Source organism: Streptomyces sp. NPDC048584, assembly GCF_043199595.1.
GTDB classification, from domain to species: Bacteria; Actinomycetota; Actinomycetes; order Streptomycetales; family Streptomycetaceae; genus Streptomyces; species Streptomyces edwardsiae.
The window spans coordinates 121,350-147,276 of the sequence record NZ_JBICWF010000019.1 but is presented as its reverse complement, the minus strand read 5'-3'; the positions used below and the strand labels follow the sequence as shown (position 1 = coordinate 147,276).

At 71.9% G+C, this 25,927-nt stretch carries 18 protein-coding genes; 8 read left to right on the top strand and 10 right to left on the bottom strand.

From position 1 onward, the window contains the following. Positions 1-177: 177 nt before the first annotated feature. From ACGFR9_RS32575 to ACGFR9_RS32550, 6 genes are read right to left on the bottom strand one after another with little or no spacing between them, the layout of a single operon-like run. Positions 178-1,008 (bottom strand): HpcH/HpaI aldolase/citrate lyase family protein, encoded by an 831-nt coding sequence (locus ACGFR9_RS32575; protein ID WP_393215845.1) that lies wholly within the window; start codon positions 1,006-1,008, stop codon positions 178-180. Continuing rightward, on the bottom strand, positions 1,005-2,234 hold the full coding sequence (locus tag ACGFR9_RS32570) for a CaiB/BaiF CoA transferase family protein (protein WP_393215842.1): 1,230 nt from the start codon (positions 2,232-2,234) through the stop codon (positions 1,005-1,007). The genes ACGFR9_RS32575 and ACGFR9_RS32570 overlap by 4 nt, the downstream gene beginning before the upstream one ends. Beyond that, positions 2,231-3,799 (bottom strand): ADP-ribosylglycohydrolase family protein, encoded by a 1,569-nt coding sequence (locus tag ACGFR9_RS32565; protein WP_393215839.1) that lies wholly within the window; start codon positions 3,797-3,799, stop codon positions 2,231-2,233. Before ACGFR9_RS32565 ends, ACGFR9_RS32570 begins: the two co-directional genes overlap by 4 nt. Continuing rightward, positions 3,787-4,968, bottom strand: coding sequence for an ADP-ribosylglycohydrolase family protein (locus ACGFR9_RS32560; protein WP_393215836.1), 1,182 nt, complete (start codon positions 4,966-4,968; stop codon positions 3,787-3,789). Before ACGFR9_RS32560 ends, ACGFR9_RS32565 begins: the two co-directional genes overlap by 13 nt. Positions 4,969-4,975: 7 nt before the next feature. Next, positions 4,976-6,427 (bottom strand): ADP-ribosylglycohydrolase family protein, encoded by a 1,452-nt coding sequence (locus ACGFR9_RS32555; RefSeq protein ID WP_393215833.1) that lies wholly within the window; start codon positions 6,425-6,427, stop codon positions 4,976-4,978. Continuing rightward, a complete protein-coding gene (locus ACGFR9_RS32550; protein WP_393215830.1) occupies positions 6,424-7,428 on the bottom strand; it encodes an ADP-ribosylglycohydrolase family protein in 1,005 nt (334 codons plus the stop codon). The genes ACGFR9_RS32555 and ACGFR9_RS32550 overlap by 4 nt, the downstream gene beginning before the upstream one ends. A gap of 261 nt (positions 7,429-7,689) precedes the next feature. Here ACGFR9_RS32550 and ACGFR9_RS32545 point away from each other — a divergent pair, with 261 nt between their 5' ends. The 3 genes from ACGFR9_RS32545 (at position 7,690) to ACGFR9_RS32535 (ending at position 14,868) form a co-directional block, all read left to right on the top strand. Then, positions 7,690-8,421 carry a VIT1/CCC1 transporter family protein gene (locus tag ACGFR9_RS32545; protein WP_030228415.1) on the top strand — a complete coding sequence of 244 codons (732 nt, stop codon included), beginning with the start codon at positions 7,690-7,692 and terminating at the stop codon, positions 8,419-8,421. A 371-nt stretch (positions 8,422-8,792) separates the two neighbouring features. Beyond that, on the top strand, positions 8,793-13,412 hold the full coding sequence (gene gltB / locus ACGFR9_RS32540; protein ID WP_393215920.1) for a glutamate synthase large subunit: 4,620 nt from the start codon (positions 8,793-8,795) through the stop codon (positions 13,410-13,412). After that, entirely contained in the window at positions 13,405-14,868 is a 1,464-nt protein-coding gene (locus tag ACGFR9_RS32535) for a glutamate synthase subunit beta (protein WP_393215827.1), read from the top strand. Before gltB ends, ACGFR9_RS32535 begins: the two co-directional genes overlap by 8 nt. A gap of 104 nt (positions 14,869-14,972) precedes the next feature. On the opposite strand, the gene ACGFR9_RS32530 is transcribed toward ACGFR9_RS32535, so the two are convergent. Continuing rightward, positions 14,973-15,887, bottom strand: coding sequence for a chitosanase (locus tag ACGFR9_RS32530; RefSeq protein ID WP_393215824.1), 915 nt, complete (start codon positions 15,885-15,887; stop codon positions 14,973-14,975). Next, on the bottom strand, positions 15,884-16,810 hold the full coding sequence (locus ACGFR9_RS32525; RefSeq protein ID WP_393215821.1) for a rhomboid family intramembrane serine protease: 927 nt from the start codon (positions 16,808-16,810) through the stop codon (positions 15,884-15,886). Before ACGFR9_RS32525 ends, ACGFR9_RS32530 begins: the two co-directional genes overlap by 4 nt. A gap of 144 nt (positions 16,811-16,954) precedes the next feature. On the opposite strand from ACGFR9_RS32525, the gene ACGFR9_RS32520 reads away from it, so the two are divergent. Beyond that, positions 16,955-17,689: a vWA domain-containing protein gene (locus ACGFR9_RS32520; RefSeq protein WP_393215818.1), complete on the top strand. Its 735-nt coding sequence runs from the start codon at positions 16,955-16,957 to the stop codon at positions 17,687-17,689. Positions 17,690-17,765: 76 nt separating this feature from the next. Here ACGFR9_RS32520 and ACGFR9_RS32515 read toward each other — a convergent pair whose 3' ends face one another. Next, positions 17,766-18,659, bottom strand: a complete 894-nt coding sequence (locus ACGFR9_RS32515; RefSeq protein ID WP_393215815.1) for a hypothetical protein — start codon at positions 18,657-18,659, stop codon at positions 17,766-17,768. A 60-nt stretch (positions 18,660-18,719) separates the two neighbouring features. Between ACGFR9_RS32515 and ACGFR9_RS32510 the strand changes: the two genes are divergently transcribed. The 4 genes from ACGFR9_RS32510 (at position 18,720) to ACGFR9_RS32495 (ending at position 23,878) form a co-directional block, all read left to right on the top strand. Next, complete coding sequence (locus ACGFR9_RS32510) at positions 18,720-19,085, top strand: chorismate mutase (RefSeq protein WP_393215812.1); 366 nt, start codon at positions 18,720-18,722, stop codon at positions 19,083-19,085. Between the two features lie 111 nt (positions 19,086-19,196). Then, the gene (locus ACGFR9_RS32505) at positions 19,197-19,736 is read left to right on the top strand and encodes a two-component system response regulator (RefSeq protein WP_393215809.1); all 540 of its coding nucleotides are present in this window, start codon (positions 19,197-19,199) and stop codon (positions 19,734-19,736) included. 49 nt (positions 19,737-19,785) lie between these two features. Continuing rightward, a complete protein-coding gene (gene pepN / locus ACGFR9_RS32500) occupies positions 19,786-22,380 on the top strand; it encodes an aminopeptidase N (protein ID WP_393215806.1) in 2,595 nt (864 codons plus the stop codon). 115 nt (positions 22,381-22,495) lie between these two features. Further along, the gene (locus tag ACGFR9_RS32495) at positions 22,496-23,878 is read left to right on the top strand and encodes a lysine N(6)-hydroxylase/L-ornithine N(5)-oxygenase family protein (RefSeq protein WP_393215803.1); all 1,383 of its coding nucleotides are present in this window, start codon (positions 22,496-22,498) and stop codon (positions 23,876-23,878) included. 9 nt (positions 23,879-23,887) lie between these two features. Here the strand turns inward: ACGFR9_RS32495 and ACGFR9_RS32490 are convergent, their stop codons facing one another. After that, positions 23,888-25,708, bottom strand: coding sequence for a bifunctional metallophosphatase/5'-nucleotidase (locus ACGFR9_RS32490; protein ID WP_393215800.1), 1,821 nt, complete (start codon positions 25,706-25,708; stop codon positions 23,888-23,890). Positions 25,709-25,927 lie beyond the last annotated feature (219 nt).

Sequence of the window (25,927 nt, the reverse complement as noted above, 5' to 3'; positions counted from 1 at the left end):
AGGGCGTCCGGGGTTTCCGGGCGCCCTCGCTTCGTGTGGGGCGGGGGGTGCTCGCGCGGCCCGGCGCTTGCGGGGTGCCGTCGCGCCCACCCGTGCCGCCCTGCGGCACGATCGCCCGCGGAGAGCGGAGAGCGGAGAGCGGAGAGCGGAGAGCGGGGGTGCGGGGGTGCGGGGGTCTCAGGGTCGAGTGGTCAGGGAGAGGGTTCTCTGGGCTGCCAGGACTACCGCCGTGTCGATGAAGGTGCCATTGGGGAGGGCCTGGGCCCCTGATGTCATCGCCGCCGCCTTGAGGATGGTCTCCGCTTGTTCGATCTCCTCCTCCGTGGGCAGGTAGGCGCGCTCGATGACCGGCAGCTGGCGGGGGTGGATCGCGGCGCGGCCCAGGAAGCCGAGGGCGCGGCCGCGGGCGCAGGAGGCCGCCAGACCGTCCAGGTCCCGGGTGTCCGGGTGCACGGACTGGGTGGGCGGGGCCAGTCCCGCCGCACGCGCGGCGACCACCACCCGGGAGCGGGAGTAGTCCAGGCCCGCGTCGTCACGTACGCCCAGGTCGGCCCGTAGATCCGCCTCACCGATGGCGATCCCGCGCAGGGACGGGTGCGCGGTGGCCACGGCATGGGCGCGTTCGATGCCGAGGGCCGTCTCCAGGAGGGCGTACAGGGGCAGGGCCCCGCCGTGCGCGGACACCGCCCGGCGGGCGACGCGTACGACGTCGGACGGCGACGACACCTTGGGCAGACGCAGTCCCGACAGTCCGGGGGCCGGTGCCACCGCCGCGAGGTCGGCGCGGGCCCAGGGGCCGGACACGGCGTTGACCCGGACATGGACCGGCACCGGCTGGGGGTCGCGCAGCAGCTCGGCCGTGGCGGAGCGGGCGTAGGCCTTGCGGTCGGGGGCGACCGCGTCCTCCAGGTCGATCACCACCACGTCGGCGCCCGAGGTGAGCGCCTTCGCCACCACCGGAGGGCGGTCGCCGGGGGCGTACAGCCAGGTCAGCGGGAAGCCCGTCACAGGGCGCCCTCCGCGCGCAGCCCGGCGAGGTCGGCCGGGGTGAGGCCCAGTTCGGTGAGGACCTCCTCGGTGTCCGCGCCGTGCGGACGGCCCGCCCAGCGGATCGCGCCCGGGGTGGCGGACAGCCGGAAGAGCACGTTCTGCATGCGCAGCGGCCCCAGCTCGGGATCGTCGACCGTGGTGATGGTGTTCAGGGCCTGGTACTGCGGGTCCGTCATCACGTCCCGTACGTCCTGGATCGGGGCGACGGCCGCCTCCGCCTTCTCGAAGGCCGCCAGCACGTCGGCGCGGGTGTGCCGGCCGATCCAGCCGCCGACCGCGTCGTCCAGGACGTCCGCGTGCCGGGCCCGGTCCTCGCCGGTGGCGAACCAGGGCTCGTCGATCAGATCGGGCCGGCCCACCAGCACCATCACTCGCTCGGCGATCGACTGGGCCGAGGTGGAGACGGCGACCCAGGTGCCGTCGGCGGTGAGATAGGTGCCGCGCGGAGCGTTGTTCTGGGAGCGGTTGCCGGTACGGGGCTGGACGTGGCCCAGCTGGTCGTACCAGGTCGGCTGGGGGCCCAGTACGGTCAGGATCGGCTCGATCAGCGCCATGTCGACGACCTGGCCCTCTCCCGTGCGGTCCCGGCCGGCGAGCGCCGTCATGACCGCGTATGCCGTGGTCAGGCCGGCGATGGAGTCCGCGAGACCGAACGGGGGCAAGGTCGGCGGGGCGTCCGGTTCGCCGGTGATCGCGGCGAAGCCGCTCATCGCCTCGGCGAGGGTGCCGAAGCCGGGGCGGTGCGCGTACGGGCCGAACTGGCCGAAGCCGGTGACCCGGGTGAGGATCAGCCTGGGGTTGACGGCGGACAGCTCGGGCCAGCCCAGGTCCCACTTCTCCAGGGTGCCGGGGCGGAAGTTCTCGATGATCACGTCGGCCGTCCCGGCGAGGCGCAGGAGGGTGCTCCGGCCGCCGGGCGTGGACAGGTCGAGGGTGATGGCGCGCTTGTTGCGGCCGAGCATCTTCCACCACAGGCCGATGCCGTCCTTCGACGGGCCGTGGCCGCGGGAGGGGTCCGGTTTCCTCGGATGCTCGACCTTGACGACCTCCGCGCCGAAGTCGCCGAGCAGGGTCGCGGCGAGGGGGCCGGCGAAGAGGGTGGCGAGGTCCAGGACGCGCAGGCCGGTGAGCGGGGGGTCGGAGGGGGAGCGGGGGGCGGCGGGGGCGGGGTCGTACGGCGTCATGGGCGGGTGGCCTCCAGGTGGGTCAGCTGGGCCAGGGTGTCGAAGCCGGTGCCGTGGAAGTCGCCGACGGAGGTGGCCAGGCGGTTCTTCAGCGGGGCCGTCCAGTGTTCGGGGAGGGCGCGGGGCGAACCGGCGAGAAGGCCGGCGATGCTGCCGGCCGTCGCGCCGTTGGAGTCGGTGTCCCATCCGCCGGACACCGCACGGCGGATGGAGCCGGTGAAGTCGCCGTCGGCGTGGGTGAGGGCGGCGGCGATCAGGGCGGTGTTGGGGACGGCGTGCACCCAGTGATGGGTGGCGGCGTAGGTGGCGTGCAGGGCGTCCACCACGGTGTCGAAGTCGGTGTGCCGGTGGGCGAGTCCGACGGCCTGGCGGACGGCGTGGGCGAGGCGGGAGCGGGGCGGGACGACGGTGAGGCCGGTGCGCAGGCAGGCGTGCACGTCGTGGTCGCCGGTGGCGGCGGTGGCGATGACGGCCGCGGTGAACATCGCCGCGTAGACGCCGTTGGCGGTGTGGGTGAGTGTCGCGTCGCGGTGGGCCTGTTCCGCGGCGGCGGCCGGGTCGCCGGGGTTGGTCCAGCCGTGTACGTCGGCGCGGATCAGGGCGCCGATCCACTCGCGGAAGGGGTTGTGGTGGCGGGCGGTCAGTGGGGGTTCCAGGCCGCTGAGGAGGTTGCGGTAGGCGATGCGTTCGGCGGTGAAGGTGCGGCCGGCGGGGAGTTCGTCGAGCCAGACGGTGGCTACGTCGGTGGGGGTGAAGGCGCGGGTGTGGCGTTGGAGGACGAGGAGGTTGAGGAGGGGGTAGTTGAGGTCGTCGTCCTCGGGCATGCCGTCGATGTTCTCGGCGAGGGAGGTTGTCGCGGAGCGGCGGTTCCAGGGGTGGCGGGTGAGGAGGTCCTGGGGGACGCCGTGGGCGGTGAAGTAGGTCCTCAGGGGCCAGTTGCCGGTGGCCTTGGCGAGCTGGCGGATCGCGGTGAGGGGGAGTTTCTCCACTGGTTTGCCCAGGAGGCAGCCGACCGCTCTGCCGAGCCAGGCGGCTTCCAGGCTCGCGGGGTGGGGTGCTCGGGGGGTGGTCGCGCAGCCCGGCGCCGCCGGGGTGCCGTCGCGCCCACCCTCCCCCACTCTCGGCTTCGCTCGAGCGGGGGGACCCCCATCGCCCCAGCGGCACGACTGCCCGCGGAGTACGGAGGCGCGCGGCGGCGACTGCCCGCGGAGGGTGGGGGTGTGGGGCGGGGGCTGTTCGTGGAGGGTGGGGGTGGGGGGCGTGGGGCGGCTCGCGGGGGCGGGCGGCCAGTGGGGGCACAGGGACTTGATGCGGGTCAGGTCTGTCGGTTCTTCGTCGGACAGTCTGCTGGGGAGGTCGGCCAGTTCGTCCAGGAGGTCTGTGGCCAGGAGGCGCAGGTACGGGGAGGCCGGGGTGGCCGACGCGCCTGCGTGGTGCGGGGCGTCGGGGCCGGCCGCTGCCTGCCAGCGGGCGGCGATGGCGGAGGGTTCGCGGCCGTCCTGTGTGGCCTGGCGGAGTTCGTGGCCGATCAGATCCTCCGGCTGGACCCAGGTCAGTCGGAGCATCCGGGACCCCCCAGCTCCGCGAACGCCCGTTCGTGGGCGCGGCGGCGGTCCACGTCCCGTGCGAAGATCTCGCGCGTCACGGCCGTGAGCGCCGACGCCGGTTCCCACAGGTCGAGGCGGCTGGCCTCCGCCACCGTCTTCGCCCAGTCCTCGGGCACCGGCGAGCCGAGCGCGCCCGCCACCGCGCCGGCCATCGTGGCGATGGAGTCGCAGTCGCGGCCGTAGTTCACCGCGCCCAGCACCGCGTGCCGGAAGTCGCCGCCGGCCACCACCAGCATGCCCAGCGCCACCGGGAGTTCCTCGATGGCGTGCAGCCGGGACGGACGGCGTGCGCCCAGCGAGGGGGAGCGGTAGTCGGGGCCGACCGTGTCGTACGGCGTCACCGCCTCGCGCAGCGGGCCCAGCGCCGACTCGAAGTCCGTGTACCGCGCGGCGACCTCGCACACCTTCTCGATCGCCTCCCGCGTGCCGTCCTTCGCCAGGGACAGGCACACGGCGACCACCGAGTCCACCGTCGCGCCCGGCGCGCACGCCGCCGCCACCGCCGCCGCGAGGACGCCGGCCGCCTCCCTGCCGTACGACGACTGGTGCGCGCCCGCGACATCCAGCGCCTCGGCGTAGGCGGCGGCCGGGTGGGCGGCGTTGACCAGGCCGACCGGGGCCATGTACATCGCGGCCCCGCAGTTGACGATGTTGCCGGTGCCGGCCTCGCGCGGGTCGACGTGGCCGTAGTGCAGACGGGCCACCAGCCACTTCTCGGCGAGGAAGATCCGCTGCAGCGGCAGTGCCTCCGCCTCGAGTTCCGGGATCCAGCGCGGGCTCGTCATCAGGTCCGGGACCAGGTGGCCGGCGACGGCGTACGCGTCCAGGTGGTCGCGGACCGTCGCGTACACCCGTACCAGCGCGTGCGTCATCAGGGTGTCGTCGGTGACGTGGCCGTCGCCCTTGTGGTACGGCGCGATCGGGCGGGCGGTGCGCCAGCCGGCGCCGTTCCACGGGCCGACGACACCGTGCACGCGCCCGCCGTGGCGCTCGACGATCTGCTCGGGGGAGTACCCCTCGACCGGCCCGCCGAGGGCGTCACCGACGGCCGCTCCCACGAGGGCGCCGGTGATCCGCTCGTCCAGGGGGAGCCCTCGGCCGGGTTTTTCTGACTGTTCGCGCTTCATGCCCGAATCATCCCTTCATGGGAGCCGGTTGTGCGGCTTCCAGGAGCCCGGCGAGTTCCACCAGGTCCGTGCCGGTGAGCCGGGGGAGTACGCAGCCGGAGAGGGTGCGGCAGCTCTCCCGCCACGACTCCGGGACGGACGCGCCGCCGCCCAGCGCGCCGGTGAGGGCGCCGACGAGCGCCGGGGCGGAGTCCGCCACCCGCGACAGACAGGCCGCCGCCGGGACCGCCTCGGCGATACGGCCGTGGGCGGCGACGGTGAGGGCGAGGGCGACGGGGACGGTCTCGGCGGCGGCCACGCCGTAGCTGTAGACGTGGTCGACGATCTGGTGCTCCAGCGGTGGTACGAGGGCGAAGGCGCTGTCGGCGTCCGCCGCGAGTCTCAGGGCGTGCCGGGCGTTGCGGCCGATCTCCGTTTCCTCGGGCAGTTCGGCGCAGGCCGCCGCCACGCAGGTGTGCGGATCCGCGCCGGTCAGCGCGAGGGAGACGGCGGCGGCCATGGCGCGGGCGCCGTGCACTCCGTCGCCGTCCTGGGTGTAACGGGCGTCGAACTCCGCGAGTTCGGCTGCCGCCCGGGGGTCGCCGGGGTGGGCCACGGCCAGGACGCAGGCGCGTACGCAGGCGGCGTCGTCGAAGTAGTGCGGGTTGTCGTGGCCGGTGGCGGGCGGGCGCAGGCCGGTGGCGAGGTTGCCGAGGCCGGCCCGGACGGAGATGCGGGCGCGCAGGGGGAGGACGGCGGACTCGGTCTCCGGGGCGCGGTCCGCCGCGGCGGCGATCTCACCGGCGAGGGTGTTCCAGGTCAGGTCGATCGCGGCGCGGGTGCGGCGCTCTCGGCTCAGGTCGCCGAAGGCGGTGTCGTCTCCGGCGCGCAGGACGGCCTCCGCGGCGAAGGCCGCCCACTCGGCGTCGTCGGAGGGCCCCAGGCGCAGGGGCTCGGAGGGCTGGTTGAGGGCGATGGGGACGGGGAGGGTGGTCGTGGCGTTCTGCTCCGCGAAGGTGTCGAGTTCGCGGGTGAGGCGTCGTGTCCACTCCGGCATTCGCGCGGCCCGGTGGCGGGCGGCCGGCCAGCCTGCGGCGTCGCCTGCGGCGAGGCCGAGGAGCAGGCCCGTGATTCCTGCCCGCGGCGGCCGGGTGCGAGTTTCGGCCTCGGCTTCGCCTTCGGCCGGGGATTCGTTCCCACCCGCACCATCCGTGCGGCTCTCGTCGTCGGGTGCGGGTGGCCCCTGTGGGGTCGCCCCGCCGTCGGCGGGTGTAGGTGGGGTGAGTGGGGCGGGTTCCGCGTCGGCGGGTGTAGGTGGGGTGAGTGGGGTGGGTTTCGCGTCGGCGGGTGTAGGTGGGGTGAGTGGGGTGGGTTCCGTGTCGGCCGGCGCTGGTGGGTGGTTCGTGTGCTCGGGTGCGGATCGGGGGGTGGTTTTCGCGGGAGCCGCCGCCGGGCGTTCTGTCTCCGTGGGGGTCGTCATCGCCGGGTCTCCTCGGACAGTAGGTCCGCGACAGCCAGGACGTGGTGGCCTGCCATCGTCGGGAGGCAGGTGCCCCGCGCCGGGGTGATCGCCGACGACCAGGCGGGCGGGATCGCCGAGGCGCCCCGGGTCGCACCCGCCAACGCGCCCGCCACCGCCGCCGTGGTGTCGGCGTCGCGGCCCATGTTGACGGCCGTCAGCACCGCCTGTTCGAAGTCGCCGTCGGCCGCCGCGTACGCGCCGAAGGCGAGGGCGACCGCCTCGGGGGCCAGGTCGGTCCACGGGTAGCCGCCGATCACCACCGCCGCGCGCACCGCGCGTTCGCCCAGGTGGGCGGCGGTCACGGCGCGGCGCAGAGAGCGGGCGGTCCAGGAGTCCTCCGGGACCACCGCCAGCGCGGATGCCACCACCGCCACCACCGGCGCCCCGGCCATCGCCGCCGCCACACCCGCCGCGACCGCCTGGCCGCCGTAGATGCCCTCGCCCTCGTGGCTGACCGAACCGTCGATCGCCGCGAGCCGGGCCGCCTCGTCGGGCCGGCCGGCGGCGAACACCCCGTGGGGTGCCGCCCGCATCGCCAGCCCGTCGCTCCAGGCGTGCCGGTGCTGGGCGGAGATCGGGGCCGCCAGCCCCCGGCGCAGATTCTCCAGCGTGCCCCGCTCGCTGAACCCGGCGCCCCGGAAGAGGCCCTCCGCGCGGTCGGCGATCTGCTCGTGCCAGGCCGCCTCCACATGCGCCGGGGTGAGCGCGGAGCCGTGCCGGGCCAGCAGCAGGCCCGAGAAGATCGCGTACTCGGTGTCGTCCGTGCCCGCCGGGTGCTCCGTCACGTATCCCGTGACGCGCCCCCATCGCGCGCGGATCTCGGACGGTTTCATGTTCTCGGCCGGGGCGCCCAGCGCGTCCCCGACGGCCAGCCCGAGCAGTGCGCCGCGCGCCCGCTCGCGGAGCCCGAGGGTGTTCCCGGGGGCCGGGACAGAGGGGATGGGGACGGTCGATGCCATACGGGGCCCTCCTCTCAGGAGCGCCCCGAAAGGCGCGGAGCCCTTTGCGGAACTGTCCCCGGTGCGGTGTCCCGCACAGCCTCGGGAGCTTCAGCATCACCCGGTCGACATCTGCGCGGTCTTCTACACAAACGAGCGAAACCCGCAAAGCCGCAGGTTAGCCCAGCCTTTCCTTGCTGGCGGGCGGGAATGAGGCGGCGTACATTGAGTGTTGTCGAAGAATGGAATCAGTCCAAAGAAGAGACTCTGGGGGACACGGGAATGGCGATCATCGAGACCGAGGCGGCACTGCACGAGGCGCACCGCGACAACCACACGCACCGGGATGTGAACGGCGGCTGGCTGCGCCCCGCGGTGTTCGGCGCGATGGACGGGCTGGTCTCCAACCTCGCCCTGATGACCGGTGTCGCCGGCGGCTCGGTCGGCCAGCAGACCGTCGTGATCACCGGCCTCGCCGGACTGGCCGCCGGCGCCTTCTCCATGGCGGCCGGCGAGTACACCTCCGTCGCCTCCCAGCGCGAGCTGGTCGAGGCCGAGCTCGACGTCGAGCGGCGCGAGCTGCGCAAGCACCCCAAGGACGAGGAGGCCGAACTCGCCGCGCTCTACCAGACCCGCGGCGTCGAGCCCGAACTGGCCCGCGAGGTCGCCCGGCAGCTGTCGAAGGACCCCGAGCAGGCGCTGGAGATCCACGCCCGTGAGGAGCTCGGCATCGACCCCGGCGACCTGCCCTCGCCCACCGTCGCCGCCGTGTCCAGTTTCGGCTCCTTCGCGCTGGGCGCCCTGCTGCCCGTGCTGCCGTACCTGCTCGGCGCGAGCAGTCTGTGGCCCGCCGTGCTGCTGGCGCTGCTCGGCCTCTTCCTGTGCGGTGCCGTGGTGGCCAAGGTGACGGCGCGCAGCTGGTGGTTCAGCGGTCTGCGGCAGCTCGCCCTCGGCGGCGCGGCGGCCGGTGTGACGTACGCCCTGGGCACGCTGTTCGGGACGGCCGTAGGATGATGTGGCTGGCACGTATACCCGAGGCCGTATAAATAGTCATTACGTGCTGGTTTCGATGGCGTGACCGCTGGGCATGAGCCGTAAGCGCTGTGGGCAAAGAGGCCGACGGCGTGCCCCGCGGGCCGGGCGCAGGAGTCCTTTCCCGCCATCGACCGGCGGACATCGATCTGTCCGATCCGGTCTCCATAGCTTCCACCGCCAGGCGCGGAACCCCGCCGCGACCCATGCGGTGTCCGCATGCTGGAACGGAATATCCCGCTTCCCGAGAATCGCTCCATCATGTAACCTGCACCAAATTTTGCACTCACGCAGAGGGCCAACGTCGTCCCTCGGCACCTTGCACATGCCACATGACGACGACGGGAGAGCCGATGCGTACGCCGCGCCAGCCGTCCCAGCATTCCACGAACACCCACCTGAACTGGTCGTTCATGGATGCTCGCCCTGCCGCGCAGGGTATGTACGACCCCCGCGACGAGCACGACGCCTGCGGCGTCGGCTTCGTCGCCACCCTCACCGGCGAGGCGTCCCACACCCTGGTCGAGCAGGCCCTCACGGTCCTGCGCAACCTCGAACACCGCGGTGCCACCGGCTCCGAGCCGGACTCCGGCGACGGCGCCGGAATCCTCTCCCAGGTCCCCGACACCTTCTTCCGCGAGGTGGCCGGATTCGCACTCCCCGAGGCCGGCGGTTACGCCGTCGGTATCGCCTTCCTCCCGGAGGACGGCACCGACGACGCCGTCGCCCGTATCGAGGAGATCGCCGCCGCGGAGGACCTGACCGTCCTCGGCTGGCGCGAGGTGCCGGTCGCGCCCGACCTCCTCGGCGCCACCGCCCGCTCCACGATGCCGGTCTTCCGGCAGATCTTCGTCACCGCCGGTGAGAGCAGGGGCATCGACCTCGACCGCAAGGCGTTCGTGCTGCGCAAGCGCGCCGAGCGCGAGGCCGGCGTCTACTTCCCGTCGCTGTCCGCGCGGACCATCGTCTACAAGGGCATGCTGACCACCGGCCAGCTCGAGCCGTTCTTCCCGGACCTGTCCGACCGCCGCTTCGGCTCCGCGATCGCGCTGGTGCACTCCCGGTTCTCCACGAACACCTTCCCGTCGTGGCCGCTCGCCCACCCGTACCGCTTCGTCGCCCACAACGGTGAGATCAACACCGTCAAGGGCAACCGCAACTGGATGCGCGCCCGCGAGTCCCAGCTGGCCTCGGACCTGTTCGGCCCGGCCGGCCACGGACACGGCGGGGACAAGGGCCTGGACCGCGTCTTCCCCGTCTGTACCCCCGACGCCTCGGACTCCGCCTCCTTCGACGAGGTCCTCGAACTGCTGCACCTGGGCGGGCGTTCGCTGCCGCACTCCGTGCTGATGATGATCCCGGAGGCGTGGGAGAACCACGACTCCATGGACCCGGCCCGGCGCGCCTTCTACCAGTACCACTCCACTCTGATGGAGCCCTGGGACGGCCCCGCCTGCGTCACCTTCACCGACGGCACCCAGGTCGGCGCCGTACTCGACCGCAACGGACTGCGCCCCGGCCGCTACTGGGTCACCGACGACGGCCTCGTCGTCCTCGGCTCCGAGGTCGGCGTCCTCGACATCGACCCGGCGAAGGTCGTCCGCAAGGGCCGGCTGCAGCCCGGCCGTATGTTCCTGGTGGACACCGCCGAGCGCCGCATCATCGAGGACGACGAGATCAAGGCCGCCCTGGCCGCCGAGAACCCGTACGCGGAGTGGCTCGAGGCCGGCGAGATCGAGCTGCCCGACCTGCCCGAGCGTGAGCACATCGTGCACACCCACGCCTCGGTCACCCGCCGCCAGCAGACCTTCGGCTACACCGAGGAGGAACTGCGTGTCCTGATCGCGCCGATGGCCAAGGCCGGCGCCGAGCCGATCGGCTCCATGGGCACCGACTCCCCGATCGCCGCGCTGAGCGAGCGCCCCCGCCTGCTCTTCGACTACTTCACCCAGCTGTTCGCCCAGGTCACCAACCCGCCGCTGGACGCGATCCGCGAGGAACTGGTCACCTCCCTGCGCTCCCCGCTGGGCCCCTCCGGCAACCTGCTGGAGCCGAACGCGGCCTCCTGCCGCAGCGTCGTCCTGCCCTTCCCGGTGATCGACAACGACGAGCTGGCCAAGCTCATCCACATCAACGCCGACGGCGACATGCCCGGCTTCAAGGCCGCGACCCTCTCCGGCCTGTACCGGGTCTCCGGCGGCGGCGACGCGCTCGCCGCCCGCATCGACGACATCTGCGCCGAGGCCGACGCCGCCATAGAGAACGGCGCCCGCCTGATCGTCCTGTCGGACCGGCACTCCGACGCCGAGCACGCGCCGATCCCGTCGCTGCTGCTCACCGCGGCCGTCCACCACCACCTCATCCGCACCAAGCAGCGCACCCAGGTGGGCCTGCTGGTCGAGGCCGGCGACGTCCGCGAGGTCCACCACGTCGCCCTGCTCATCGGCTACGGCGCCGCCGCCGTCAACCCGTACCTGGCGATGGAGTCCGTCGAGGACCTCGTCCGCGCGGGCACCTTCCTGCCCGGCATGGAGGCCGAGAAGGCCATCCGCAACCTGATCCACGCCCTCGGCAAGGGCGTCCTCAAGGTCATGTCCAAGATGGGCATCTCCACCGTCGCCTCCTACCGCGGCGCCCAGGTCTTCGAGGCCGTCGGCCTCGGCGAGGCCTTCGTGGAGAAGTACTTCAACGGCACCGCCACCAAGATCGGCGGCGTCGGCATCGACGTCGTCGCCCAGGAGGTCGCCGCCCGCCACGCCAAGGCGTACCCCGCCTCCGGCATCGCGCCGGCGCACCGCGCGCTGGAGATCGGCGGCGAGTACCAGTGGCGCCGCGAGGGCGAGCCGCACCTGTTCGACCCGGAGACGGTCTTCCGCCTCCAGCACTCCACCCGCTCCGGCGAGTACGACATCTTCAAGAAGTACACCGAGCGCGTGAACGAGCAGTCCGAGCGCCTGATGACGCTCCGCGGGCTTTTCGGCTTCGCGTCCGGCCGGGGCCCGATCCCGGTCGACGAGGTCGAGCCGGTCTCCGAGATCGTCAAGCGGTTCTCCACCGGCGCCATGTCGTACGGCTCCATCTCCCGCGAGGCGCACGAGACCCTCGCCATCGCCATGAACCAGCTGGGCGGCAAGTCCAACACCGGTGAGGGCGGCGAGGACCCGGAGCGCCTGTACGACCCGGCCCGCCGCTCCTCCATCAAGCAGGTCGCCTCCGGCCGCTTCGGTGTGACCTCCGAGTACCTGGTCAACTCCGACGACATCCAGATCAAGATGGCCCAGGGCGCCAAGCCCGGCGAGGGCGGCCAGCTGCCCGGTCACAAGGTCTACCCGTGGGTCGCCAAGACCCGTCACAGCACTCCCGGCGTGGGGCTCATCTCCCCGCCGCCGCACCACGACATCTACTCCATCGAGGACCTCGCCCAGCTGATCCACGACCTGAAGAACGCCAACCCCAAGGCGCGCATTCACGTCAAGCTGGTCTCCGAGGTCGGCGTCGGCACGGTCGCGGCGGGCGTCTCCAAGGCCCACGCGGACGTGGTGCTCATCTCCGGCCACGACGGAGGCACCGGCGCCTCCCCGCTGACATCGCTCAAGCACGCGGGCGGCCCCTGGGAGCTCGGCCTCGCCGAGACCCAGCAGACCCTGCTGCTCAACGGCCTGCGCGACCGGATCGTCGTACAGACCGACGGCCAGCTGAAGACCGGCCGTGACGTGGTCATCGCCGCGCTGCTCGGCGCCGAGGAGTTCGGCTTCGCCACCGCCCCGCTCGTCGTCTCCGGCTGCGTCATGATGCGCGTCTGCCACCTGGACACCTGCCCGGTCGGCATCGCCACCCAGAACCCCGTGCTGCGCGACCGGTTCTCCGGCAAGGCCGAGTACGTCGTCAACTTCTTCCGGTTCATCGCCCAGGAGGTCCGCGAACTCCTCGCCGAGCTGGGCTTCCGCTCCATCGAGGAGGCCGTCGGTCACGCCGAGGTCCTCGACGTGACCCGCGCGGTGAACCACTGGAAGGCACAGGGCCTGGAGCTCGCGCCGCTCTTCCATGTGCCCGAACTGCCCGAGGGCGCCGCCCGCCACCGGACCGTCGCCCAGGACCACGGCCTGGAGAAGGCGCTCGACAACGAGCTGATCAAGCTCGCCGCCGACGCGCTCTCCGCCGCCGGCGCCGAGGACGCCCAGCCGGTGCGCGCCCAGGTCGCCATCCGCAACATCAACCGCACGGTCGGCACCATGCTCGGCCACGAGGTGACGAAGAAGTTCGGCGGCGCGGGCCTGCCCGACGACACCATCGACATCACCTTCACCGGCAGCGCCGGCCAGTCCTTCGGCGCCTTCGTCCCGCGCGGAGTCACGCTGCGCCTGGAGGGCGACGCCAACGACTACGTCGGCAAGGGCCTGTCCGGCGGCCGTCTCGTGGTCCGCCCGGACCGCGCGGCCGACCACCTCGCCGAGTACTCGACCATCGCCGGCAACACGATCGCGTACGGCGCGACCGGCGGCGAACTGTTCCTGCGAGGCCGCACCGGCGAGCGGTTCTGCGTCCGCAACTCCGGTGCGCTGGTCGTCTCCGAGGGCGTGGGCGACCACGGCTGCGAGTACATGACCGGCGGACACGCCGTCGTCCTCGGCGAGACCGGGCGCAACTTCGCGGCCGGCATGTCCGGCGGCGTCGCCTACGTCATCGACCTCGACCGGGACAACGTCAACGCCGGCAACCTGGACGCCGTAGGGGCCCTGGACGACGCCGACAAGCAGTGGCTGCACGACGTGGTCCGCCGGCACCAGGAGGAGACGGGATCCACCGTCGCCGGGAAGCTGCTCGCCGAGTGGGACACCGCCGTGGAGCGCTTCAGCAAGATCATCCCCAGCACGTACAAGGCAGTGCTCGCCGCCAAGGACGCCGCCGAGCGAGCCGGTCTCTCCGAGACCGAGATCACCGAGAAGATGATGGAGGCGGCGATCAATGGCTGATCCGAAGGGCTTTCTGAACCACGGCCGCGAGGTCGCCAGGTCCCGTCCGGTCGAGGAGCGCAGGAAGGACTGGAACGAGGTCTACGTCCCGGGCTCCCTGCTGCCGATCATCAGCAAGCAGGCCAGCCGGTGCATGGACTGCGGTATCCCCTTCTGTCACAACGGCTGTCCGCTCGGGAACCTCATCCCCGAGTGGAACGACTACGCCTACCGCGAGGACTGGGGCGCCGCCTCCGAGCGGCTGCACGCCACCAACAACTTCCCGGAGTTCACCGGCCGCCTGTGCCCCGCTCCGTGCGAGTCGGCGTGTGTGCTCGGCATCAACCAGCCGCCGGTCACCATCAAGAACGTCGAGGTCTCGATCATCGACAAGGCGTGGGAGACCGGTGACGTCGCCCCGCAGGTCCCCGAGCGCCTCTCCGGCAAGACCGTCGCCGTCGTCGGCTCGGGCCCGGCCGGCCTGGCCGCCGCCCAGCAGCTGACCCGGGCCGGCCACACGGTCGCCGTGTACGAGCGCGCCGACCGCATCGGCGGCCTGCTGCGCTACGGCATCCCCGAGTTCAAGATGGAGAAGCGGCACATCAACCGCCGTATCGAGCAGATGCGCGCGGAGGGCACCAAGTTCCGCACCGGTGTGGAGATCGGCCGCGACATGCCGGCCACCGCGCTGCGCAAGCGGTACGACGCCGTGGTCCTCGCCGTCGGCGCCACCACCGCGCGCGACCTGCCCGTGCCGGGCCGCGAGCTCAAGGGCATCCACCAGGCCATGGAGTACCTGCCGCTGGCCAACAAGGTGCAGGAGGGCGACTACGTCGCCCCGCCGCTGTCGGCCGAGGGCAAGCACGTCGTGGTGATCGGCGGCGGTGACACCGGCGCCGACTGCGTGGGCACCGCCCACCGCCAGGGCGCGGCCTCCGTCACCCAACTGGAGATCATGCCCCGCCCGAACGACGAGCGGAACCCGGTCGCCCAGCCCTGGCCGACCTTCCCCATGCTCTACAAGGTCACGTCCGCCCACGAGGAGGGCGGTGAGCGGGTCTACTCCGTCTCCACCACCCACTTCGAGGGCGACGAGGACGGCAACGTGCAGTGGCTGCACCTGAGCGAGGTCGAGTTCGTCGACGGCAGGCTGACGTCGAAGCCGGGCACCGAGCGCAAGATCCCCGCCCAGCTCGTCACCCTCGCCATGGGCTTCACCGGCACCGACCGGGACAACGGACTGGTCGACCAGTTCGGACTGGACCTCGACGCACGGGGTAACATCGCCCGCGACGCCGACTTCCAGACCAATGTGCCCGGCGTGTTCGTCGCCGGTGACGCCGGCCGCGGCCAGTCGCTCATCGTGTGGGCGATCGCCGAGGGCCGTTCGGCCGCCCGCGGCTGCGACCGCTTCCTGACGGGAGCGAGCGAGCTGCCGGCCCCGATCCGCCCGACGGACCGCGCCCTGGCGGTCTGATCCCGAGGGATCACCAGACGTCCCGTACAAAGGCGTACGGAACACACAGGTGGCGCCTGCCCGCCAGTCCCCGACCGGACGACTGGGCAGGCGCCTCCGCATGTTCAGGGCAGCCGGTAGTGGTCCCCGTACATCTCCCACACGAGCGGGGTGTCCAGGCCCAGGTTCCCGGCCTTCAGGAACCGGCGCTGGGCCGTGTCGACACGGCCGGTGTCGCGGTCCGGGTACCGGGTCAGCATGGCCTCGCGGCGGATGTCCAGGAAGGCGTTCAGATACTCCTCCTCCACACCGCCCGCCGCCGGTGTCTTCGCCTGCTTCAGCGTGTGCTCCCGCAGCGCGTAGAAACCGTCCGCGTCCGTGTCGGGGCCGTGGAAGACCATCGCGTCGAAGTACACGAACTGGCCGAGGGTTCCAAGACCGTCCAGCTTGGCGAGCCGTACGGCCGGCTCGAAGTAGAGGCGGTCGCGCTCCGCCTCCTGCGCCGCACGGAACGCCGGAACCTCTCCCTCCGCCTCCCAGGCGGCCGTGAAGCCGGGATCGAGCCCCTCGTGGGAGTCCGAGCCGTCGACCTCCCGCAGGGCGGGCAGATAGGACGCCAGGCCGTTGTCCGGGTGCTCCTCGGTGTAGGCCTCGACCAGCATGAGCAGATCGTGGGTGCCGGTGCAGAAGCCGATGATGCCCGCCGTGTACCCGCAGCCGTCGTCCTCGTCCTCGATGGTGCCGTACGTGGTGCGCCAGTCGGTGGTGGAGTGCTCGGCGCTCGCCACCAGCCGCTGCGCCAGTTCCTTCTTCGCGGGCGCGGCGAGGCCCGCCGGCAGATCGGCGACGACCGCGTCGTCCTCCGCCCGCTCCTCCTCCTGCTTCTCCTCCGCCCGGTCCTTGGCGTCCTCCCGCGCCGCCTGCACACCGGCCGCGGTGGGCGCCGGCGGCGCGTCGGCCGAGCCCGACGGCAGGACCAGATAGAACCCCGTCGCGATCACGGGAACGGCCGCGATCAGCAGCACACCGGCACGTTTCACCGCGGGATACCTCCGCCCGTCAGTTCGGACACCTCGACCACGGCGGCCACCCCCAGCACCAGCACCAGCGCCACACACGCGCCCACCTGCACCAGCGTCCGCCGCCCGTCCCGCGGCGCGTACGCGAACGCCAGCGCCACCGCGCCGCCCGCCAGCAGCCCGCCGAGGTGCCCCTCCCAGGACGTGACGACCGCGGAGATCACCAGCCACAGCAACAGCCCCGCCATGAACCGGTTGACCTGGCTCATGTCGGCCCCGACCCGCCGGGCCACCACGTAGTACGCGGCCCCCACTCCGAAGATCGCGCCGGACGCGCCGACCACGGCGTCCTCGGGCGCGATCACCAGCACCAGCACCGAGCCGCCCAGCGCCGACAGCAGATACAGGGCGAGGTAGTGCACCCGGCCCAGCATCGGCTCGACCAGCCGGCCCAGATTCCACAGCGCCAGCATGTTCATCACGATGTGGGCGATCCCGAACGTGCCCTCGGTGGGCGGCAGATGCAGGAACGCGCCGGTCAGCAGCCGGTACCACTCCCCGTCCACCAGCCCCTCCGGGCTGAAGCCCCCCGGGTACGGGTCGACCCACAGATAGTGCTCGCCGTCCGGCCCGAGCAGTCCCGCGCCCACCATCGCGAACCGGTCCACGATCTCCGGCTTCGCCACCTCCGCCAGATACACGAGCACATTGACGACGATCAGTACGTACGTCACGACCGGCACCCGCGACACCCGGCCGCCCACCAGGGTGCGCGCCTGCCGGACGGACCGCGCGCCCGCCTTCACACAGTCCGGGCACTGGTGGCCCACGGCCGCCTCGCGCATGCAGTCCGGGCAGATGAACCGCTCGCAGCGGGTGCAGCGGACATGGCACTCCACCTTGGGATGGCGGTAGCAGGTGGTCACGGTGGACTCGGAATCCACGGGCCGGCTCCTCGGGACGGTCGGGACGGAAATGAGCCGGTGGGGACGGCGGCGAACAAAATATCGAACACGGGGGAGCCGGGCGAGTGCCGGGGTGCCGTGCCGTACCCTCGGGGCCAGTTCCGGTGACCCAGGGGGAGTCGAGTGGCCGCGATAAGCCTGCGCAAGATCGAGGAGACCGCGCCCGCGCTGGTCAGCCTCTACAAGACCGCCGGAGCCTCACTCACCAAGCACGGCCTGGACGGTCTGCGCGCCGCCGTCTACCTGGTGGTCGACTACTCCGGCTCGATGAGGCCGTACTACGACGACGGCAGCGTGCAGGCGCTCGCCGACCGCGTGCTGGGCCTGTCCGCGCATCTCGACGACGACGGCACCGTCCCGGTCGTCTTCTTCTCCACCGACGTCGACGCCGTCACCGACATCGCCCTCGCCGACCACCGGGGCCGGATCGAACGCATCGTGTCCGGTCTCGGCCACATGGGCAGGACCAGCTACCACCTGGCGATGGACGCGGTCATCGACCACTACCTCGACAGCGGCTCCACGGCCCCGGCCCTGGTGATCTTCCAGACCGACGGCGGCCCCGTCAGCAGACTCGCCGCGGAGAAGTACCTCTGCAAGGCCGCCCGCCTCCCCCTTTTCTGGCAGTTCGTCGGCTTCGGCGACCCGAACAGCAAGCAGTTCGACTACCTGCGCAGGCTCGACGACCTGGCGGTCCCCACGAAGCGAGTCGTGGACAACGCGGGCTTCTTCCACGCGGGCGAGAACCCGGCGAGGGTCTCGGACGCGGATCTCTATGACCGCCTGGTGGGCGAGTTCCCTCAATGGCTGGCGGCAGCAAGGGCACAAGGAATCACGGGCCAGGAGCAGCGCCCCTGAGGGGCGCGGGGCCGTATCGATCTGCGGCTCCGCCGCGTGGGCGCGATCGACCACAACGCACCCGCACCCGACAACGCTAGGTATCACACTCCAAAACGGTGCGACACAACCCGCACCGCACCCGCACGCGCCCGCGAACCGGCACGCGGATCCGCTGATGGCACGTAGGACAGGCAAACGAAACCCGTAGAGAGCCGTCTTCCGCGGAACCGAAGCCGTACGGCCCCGCCGTCTCACCCACCGGGTGGTGATCCCGCGCAAGCCGCCGGTCCCGGGCGTACCGACGCCGCCCCACCCACCCCGCGGCGGCCAGCGGCGGCTGCTCAGAGTCCCGGCGGGCCACCGCCAGCCCCTTCGTGTACGCCGTATACGCCTGCGCACTGGTGAACCACACCGAAGGATCCTCCCCGAACACCAGCGACCGCTTCGCCAGCACGTACCCGAACTCCTCCGGCGTGAGATACCCCAGCTTCTGCGACGACGCCCCGTCCTCCCGGAACGCGTCCAGCAGCAGCCAGCCGGCCCCCAGATACGTCGCCGTCGTGTCCGTCAGGATCTCGTTCTCCCGCGTCCCCGGGAACGACAGGTCCAGCCGGTGCAGATACACATGCGCCACCTCGTGCGCCAGCGCCGCCCCGATATCCCGCCGGTGCGTGCGGAACCGGTCGTTCAGCTCGACGAAGTACTCGGGCCCGGCCGCCAGTTCCACGTTCGCCGCGTGCGTCATCTCCCGGAAGCCCACGATCAGCCGCGCGTGCGGCAGCCGGTAGTGCCGCACCAGCTCACGCGCCACCCGCTGCGCCCCCGGATACAGATCGTCCGTGTCGCAGAACGCCACATCGGCCGGCGCCACACTCACCGAGAACGCCTGGACCGTGTCGTACGACAGACGCCGGTACAGCGCGGTGACGGCCGCCCGCACCGTCTCCAGATGCGGGTAACCGTGCTCGACCGGTCCGCCGTTCGCCACGTCTCACCCCCGGACGCCCTGAACCCCGTTCCACTGTACGGGCCCGTAGGCTGAACCCCCATGACCACCAGCAACACCACCACCGGTGACGCCGACCCCGCGGTCCGCGAGGAGCTCGCCCGGCTGCGCGACAGCATCGACAACATCGACGCCGCCGTCGTCCACATGCTGGCCGAGCGTTTCAAGTGCACCCAGCAGGTCGGCCGCCTCAAGGCCGAGCACCGGCTGCCGCCCGCCGACCCGGGCCGCGAGGCCCGCCAGATCACCCGGCTGCGCGCCCTCGCCGAGAACGCCAGACTCGACCCGGCCTTCGCCGAGAAGTTCCTGAACTTCATCATCGCCGAGGTGATCCGCCACCACGAGCGCATCGCCGACGACGCCACGCCCTCAGCGAACCGCGGCACAACCTCCTCCCCCGGGGAGTGACACAGCCGCCCGCGCGGGGCATGCTGCGCTGTGCACTCCTTGTCGGCTGACAAGCACCACCCGTCAGCACCCGGACACCCTTCCGGTCCCTTGCGAGGAGGGACGTGCCGCATGCCGAACGCCCGCATCCTCATCGTCGACGACCACGAAGACACCCTCTACGCCCTGGAGAGCGCCCTGGCCCCGCTCGGCCACCTGCTGGGCCGGGCCACCAGCGGCGACGAAGCCCTCAAACAGCTCCTGCGCGGAAACGTCGGCCTGCTCCTGCTCGACGTCCACCTCCCCGGCACCGGCGGACTCGACGTCGTGCGCTACATGCGCCGCCTGGAACAGACCCAGCTCATCCCCGTCGTCCTGCTCACCGGCTTCGTCCGCGACCCCCAGCTCGGCGCCGCCGCCTACGCCCTCGGCGTAGCCGACCTCGTCACCACACCGGTCGACCCGTGGGCGCTGCGCACCAAGATCCGTCATCTCTACGACGCACACCAGCGCCACCTCGCCCTGGAGCGGGAGATCCGCGCCCTGCGCGCCCGCCTCGACGAACGCCCCGGCACCCCCGTACCACCCGCCCTGCCCCACCCGCACGCGCACACGTCGCCTTCGCAGCCCACGGGGGCGCACACCGGGAAGCTCGAACGAGACCGGACATAGGGTGCGTACCCGATCCGCCCCTGTCCCCCCGGCGACCGGATCAGGCAGCATGGCCCGCATGTCCGTACTGACGCGCGACGAAGCGCAGAACCGAGCACGACTCCTCGACGTCCACCGCTACACGATCGAACTCGATCTGACCACCGGCGACGAGACGTTCGACTCCCACACCCTGATCACGTTCAGCGCCCGTACGGACGCGGACACCTTCGTCGAGCTCAAGCCCGCCGAGCTGCGCTCCGTCACCCTCGACGGACAGCCCCTGGACACCGGCACCCTCGACGGCAACCGGCTGCCCCTGAAGAACCTCACCGCCGGCGCACACGAACTGCGCGTCGACGCGAGCATGCGCTACTCCCGCACCGGCGAGGGCATGCACCGCTTCACCGACCCCTCCGACGGCGAGACCTACGTCTACACCCAGCTGTTCCTCGACGACGTCCAGCGGGTCTTCGCCGCCTTCGACCAGCCCGACCTCAAGGCCGTCTTCGAGCTGACCGTCACCGCCCCCCGGCACTGGACCGTCCTCGCCAACGGCATCACCGAACACACCGGAGACGGCGTGTGGCGGGCCGCCGCCACCCCGCTGATCTCCACCTACCTCGTCGCCGTCGCCGCCGGACCCTGGCACTCCGTACGCACCGAGCACCGCGGACTGCCCTTCGGTATCCACTGCCGCCGCTCCCTCGCCCCCCACCTCGACGCGGACGCCGACGAACTCCTCGACATCACCCGCGCCTGCTTCGACCGGTACCACGAGAAGTTCGAGGAGCCGTACCCCTTTGACTCCTACGACCAGGCCTTCGTGCCCGAGTTCAACGCGGGCGCCATGGAGAACCCCGGACTGGTCACCTTCCGTGACGAGTTCGTCTACCGCTCCGCCGTCACCGACACCGAGCGCCAGACCCGCGCCATGGTCATCGCCCACGAGATGGCCCACATGTGGTTCGGCGACCTCGTCACCCTCCGCTGGTGGGACGACATCTGGCTCAACGAGTCCTTCGCCGAGTACATGGGCTACCAGACCCTCACCGAGGCGACCCGCTTCACCGACACCTGGACCGACTTCGGTGTCACCCGCAAGCCCTGGGGCTACGACGCCGACCAGCGGCCCTCCACCCATCCCGTCGCCCCCGCGGACGTCGAGGACACCGCCTCCGCCCTGCTCAACTTCGACGGCATCTCCTACGCCAAGGGCGCCTCCGCGCTGCGCCAGCTCGTCGTCTGGCTCGGCGAGAAGGACTTCCTCGCCGGCATCAACACCCACTTCCAGCGGCACCGCTTCGGCAACGCGGGCCTCGCCGACTTCATCGACTCCCTCGCCTCCGCCACCGAACGCGACGTCCACGCCTGGGCCGACGCCTGGCTGCGCACCACCGGCGTCGACACCCTCGTCCCGGAGCCGAGAAGCGGCGACAACGTCTACTGGCACCTCGACATCACCCACCGCGGCGACCCCGGGATCTGGTCGGCACCCGACCCCGACAAGAGCCTCCCCGGCATGCGGCACGCCGGCACCATGGTCTCCGCCGGCAGCACGCGGCCCCACCGCATCGCCATCGGCGTCTACGACCACGACCTCCACGACGCCGCCCGGCTCATCCTGCGCGACCGTATCGAGGCCGACCTCCCCGCCGACCGGAACGTCTCCTTCAGCCCCGGCGGCACCCGCCCCGCCCTCGTCGTCCTCAACGACGGCGACCTCACCTACGCCAAGATCCGCTTCGACCCGGATTCCCTCGACACCCTGCGCACCCGGCTCTCCGGCCTGCCCGACGCCCTCACCCGCGCCGTGGTGTGGAACGCCCTCAGGGACGCCGTCCGCGACGGCGACCTGCCCGCGGGCGACTTCCTCGACATCGCCCGCACCCACCTCCCGCACGAGACCGACCTCGCCCTCGTCCAGGGCGTCCTCGCCTTCGCCTCCGTCCACATCGCCGGGCGCTACCTCACCCCCGAACAGCGGCCCGCCGCCCTCGCCACCCTCACCGCCCTGTGCCGCGACCTCATCCGCCGCACCGAGGACGGCGACAACCCCGGCCTGCGCCTCATCGCCGTACGCCAGTTCATCGAGGTCGCCGCCCACCCCGACACCATCGCCGCCTGGCTCACCGAAGGCACCGTCCCCGGCGGACCCGAACTCGACCCCGAACTGCGCTGGCGCGTCCTCGCGCGGCTCGCCGTACTCGGCGCCACCGACGAGACCGTCATCGCCGCCGAACTCGAACGCGACCCCAGCGCCACCGGCCGGGAGGGCGCCGCCCGCTGCCGCGCCGCCCTCCCCGACGAGGACGCCAAAGCCCGCGCCTGGGAGGCCATGTTCGGCTCCGACGACCGGGCCGACCTGTCGAACTACCTGTTCACCGCCACCGCCCAGGGCTTCTGGCAGCCCGAACAGGCCGACCTCGTACGCCCCTACGTGTCCCGCTACTACAAGGCGGCCGTGGCGGTCGCCGCCCGCCGCGGCCCCGCCATCGCCGAAGCCGCCGGACGCTGGGCGTTCCCCGCCCACGCCGTCGACGCCGAGACGCTGAAGCTCGGCGAGAAGTGCCTGCGCAAGGCCGACCCCATTCCGGCCCTGCGCCGCAAACTCGCCGACCAGCTCGACGACCTGCGCCGCGCCCTGCGCGTCCAGCAGGCGTAACACGGCACACACCGCTCGAAGGGGACGTAACCCCTTCGAGCGGTGATCGCCGGACTCTTCGGCCGACGCCGGCCGCGCCCGCCAAGCTGAACCTCCGCGCTCCGGAGGACAGCCCATGAACACCCCGCCCCACGACCTCGTCGGCATCGGCATCGGCCCCTTCAACCTCTCCCTCGCCGCGCTGGCCGACTCGCTCCCCGGACTGGACACCGCCTTCTACGACCAGAACCCCCGCTTCACCTGGCACCCCGGCCTGCTCCTCGACGACGTCACCGTCCAAGTCCCCTTCCTCGCCGACCTCGTCACCCTCGCCGACCCCACCAGCCCCTGGACCTTCCTCAACCACCTCAGAGCCCGCGAGCGCCTCTACCCCTTCTACTTCGCGGAGCGGTTCCACATCCGCCGCACCGAGTACGACGCCTACTGCCGCTGGGTCGCCGACCACCTTCCCGCCCTGCACTTCGGCCACCGCGTCGACACCGTCCGCTGGGACCCGGAGAACGCCCTGTTCCAGGTGGACCTCACCCGACCGGGCCCGCAAGGGCGCACCCGCCGTGTCCACGCCCGGCACCTCGTCCTCGGCGTCGGCACCGAACCCTGGGTGCCCGAGCCCCTGCGGCCCCTCACCGGCACCCCCGGCGCCCCCGTGATCCACGCCGACGACTACCTCACCCACCGGGACAGGCTCCTCGCCGCCGGCCACATCACCGTCGTCGGCACCGGACAGTCGGGTGCCGAGGGCTTCCTCGACCTGCTCCGCCACCGCCCCACCGGCCGTGAACGGCTCCACTGGACCGGCCGCACCCAGGCGTTCGCCCCCATGGAGTACTCCCGGCTCGGCCTCGAACAGTTCACCCCCGACCACACCCGCTACTTCCACGCCCTGCCCGAGTCCGTCCGCGACCGCCTCGTCCCCGCCCAGTGGCAGCTCCACAAGGCCATCGACGCCGGCACCATCGACGCCATCCACGACGAGCTCTACCGGCGCACCCTCCACGGCGACTGGCCCGACACCGTCCTCACCCCCGCCGTCCGGATCCGCGCCGCCGCCCGCCTCGGTCCCGACCGCGTCGAACTCCACCTCGAGCACATCCAACAGGGCACCCGCAGCCGCCTCACCACCGACGCCGTCGTCCTCGCCACCGGCCACCGCCCGCGCCCCCTCGACCACCTCCTGGCACCCCTCGACCCCCATCTGCGCCGCGACCGTGCCGGCCGGCCGCGCGTCGACGCCCACTTCCGCCTCGACCTCGGCCCCGCCGTCACCGGCGGCGTCTACGTCCAGAACGCCGAACTCCACACCCACGGCGTCGGCACCCCCGACCTCGGACTCGCCGCCTGGCGCAGCGCCGCCATCCTCAACCACCTCACCGGCCGGACGGCCTACCCGGAGCCCGCCCGCACCGCCTTCACCACCTTCGGACTGCCCCCGGAAACACCACAGGTCCCGCCCGCCCGGCAAGCCGTACGGCTCACCCCACTGGCGGACGGGACCTGAGTCACCCGGTCAGAACACCGGCGTACCGTCCCGGGTCAGCCTCCAGTCCACCGACGCGAAGTCCACCGGATCCAGCACACCCTTGGCCGTCACCCACTCCGCGATCCGCGTCCGGATCTCCGTCGACTCCGACCACAGCTCCTTCGCCGACGCCACGTGCGGGAACGCGCCGCCGCCGTTCGCGCGGTAGTTGTTCACCGCGAACACGAACTCCTGGGCGTCGTCCAGAGGGGCGCCCTCGTACATCACGTTCCTGATCCGCGACCCGGCCGGCTGCGCGATGTCGATGTCGTACCGCACCCCCGACACATAGTCGTAGTTGTAGTCCGGACGGCCGCCCGCGTTCGTCAGCTTCTCCACGTCCACCGCCGCACCGGCCGCGGTCCGTACGAAGTACTCCGCCGAGTACTCCAGGTACGCCCGCACCTGCGCGCCCGTCATCAGCTTCGCCACCAGCGTGTTGTCGTACACGTACAGGCCCGACAGGTCCCGGATCGTCACCTCGCCCGCCGGGATCTCCGAGGTCCGCGAGAACGGCGACGCCTGCGACAGCACCGGCAGCGACGCGTACTCCGTACCGGCGAGAGCCGCCCTGACCACGTCCTCCTGCACCTTGCTGATCAGGTCGATGACCGGCGCGTCCTTGTAGCGCGCCTCCACCGTGGTCAGGGTCTCCGTCGCCGTGCCGACCACCTGATTGACGTACGCCACGACCACGGCGTGCTCGTCCGACAGCAGCTTGGTGATCCTCGGGTCGTCCTGAACCGTCGCCGCGTCCCGCAGCGACGCCTTCACCGACTCCACCCGCCACCGGCCCCGCTCGAAGGCCAGCTCGAAGTCGAACAGCGTCAGCCGCTCGGCGTAGCACAGCGGCTCCGACAGCACGACCTCCCGGCCCGTCTCCTCGTTGACGACCCGCAGCTCCGCGATCTCCTGGTGCGCGTGCCCGACCAGGATCGCGTCGATCCCCGGCACCAGCCGCGCCACATTCGCCGCCGCGTTCTCCACGTACGGCAGCTGGTCACCGTACGACGACGTGCCCGACGAGCCCGAGTGCGCCGACACCACCACCACGTCCGCGCCCATCGACCGCAGCTTCGGCACCCACTTGGCCGCCTGCTCCTCCAGGCCCGGGAACGTCAACCTGCCCTGTACATACGCCTTGTCCCAGATCGCGATACCGGGGTTGGTCAGCCCGAGGACCGCCACCTTCACCGGGGGAGCGCCCTTCACGTGGAACGTCTTCATGAAGTACGGCGGGAAGGCCGGCTTCAGTGTCTTCGCGTCCAGCGCGTTCGCGCCCAGCAGCGGGAAGTCGCACTGCTCCTCGAACTTCCGCAGCGTCTCGATGCCGTAGTTGAATTCGTGGTTGCCGAGCGCCACCGCGTCGTACCCGATGGCGTTCATCGCCTGCGCCATCGGGTGCACCGGACCACCCTCGGCGGTGATCGGGTCCACCTTCGCGAAGTAGTACGTCAGCGGGGTGCCCTGGATGGTGTCGCCCGCGTCCAGCAGCAGCGTGTTGCGCCGGCCCTTCTCCTCGCGCACCCGGTCCACCAGCGTCGACACCCGAGCCAGCCCCTGCGCGTTGCCGGCCGCGTCCGTGTACTCGGCGTCCTTGAAGTAGTCCCAGTTGAAGACATGACCGTGCAGATCGGTCGTGCCCATCACGGTCAGCGCGTACCGCTTCACCGGCTTCCTCCCGTGCCCGTGCCCCGCCCCGGCGGCCGCCGCGGCCTCGGCCGTGGGGGCCGCCGCCGTACCGGTCAGCGCCACCCCCGCCCCCGTCACGGCGGACCTCTTCAGAAACTTCCGGCGGTTCAACGGCATGTCAGGACTCTCCTCGGACAACGACGAACAACGCGCGTAGATTCGCCCGACGATTCTGACCTGAACACGCCCACACGCAACAGCCCCCGCAGGTTGCGATCCGGTGACCGGCAGTCACCGTCCGCCGCGCGCATGCTCATCAGAGCGCCCCGACGCACACTTCAACACTTGTCAACAACCCTTCATGCGCTGGCCGTTGAGTCGTCACGCGCCACCAAG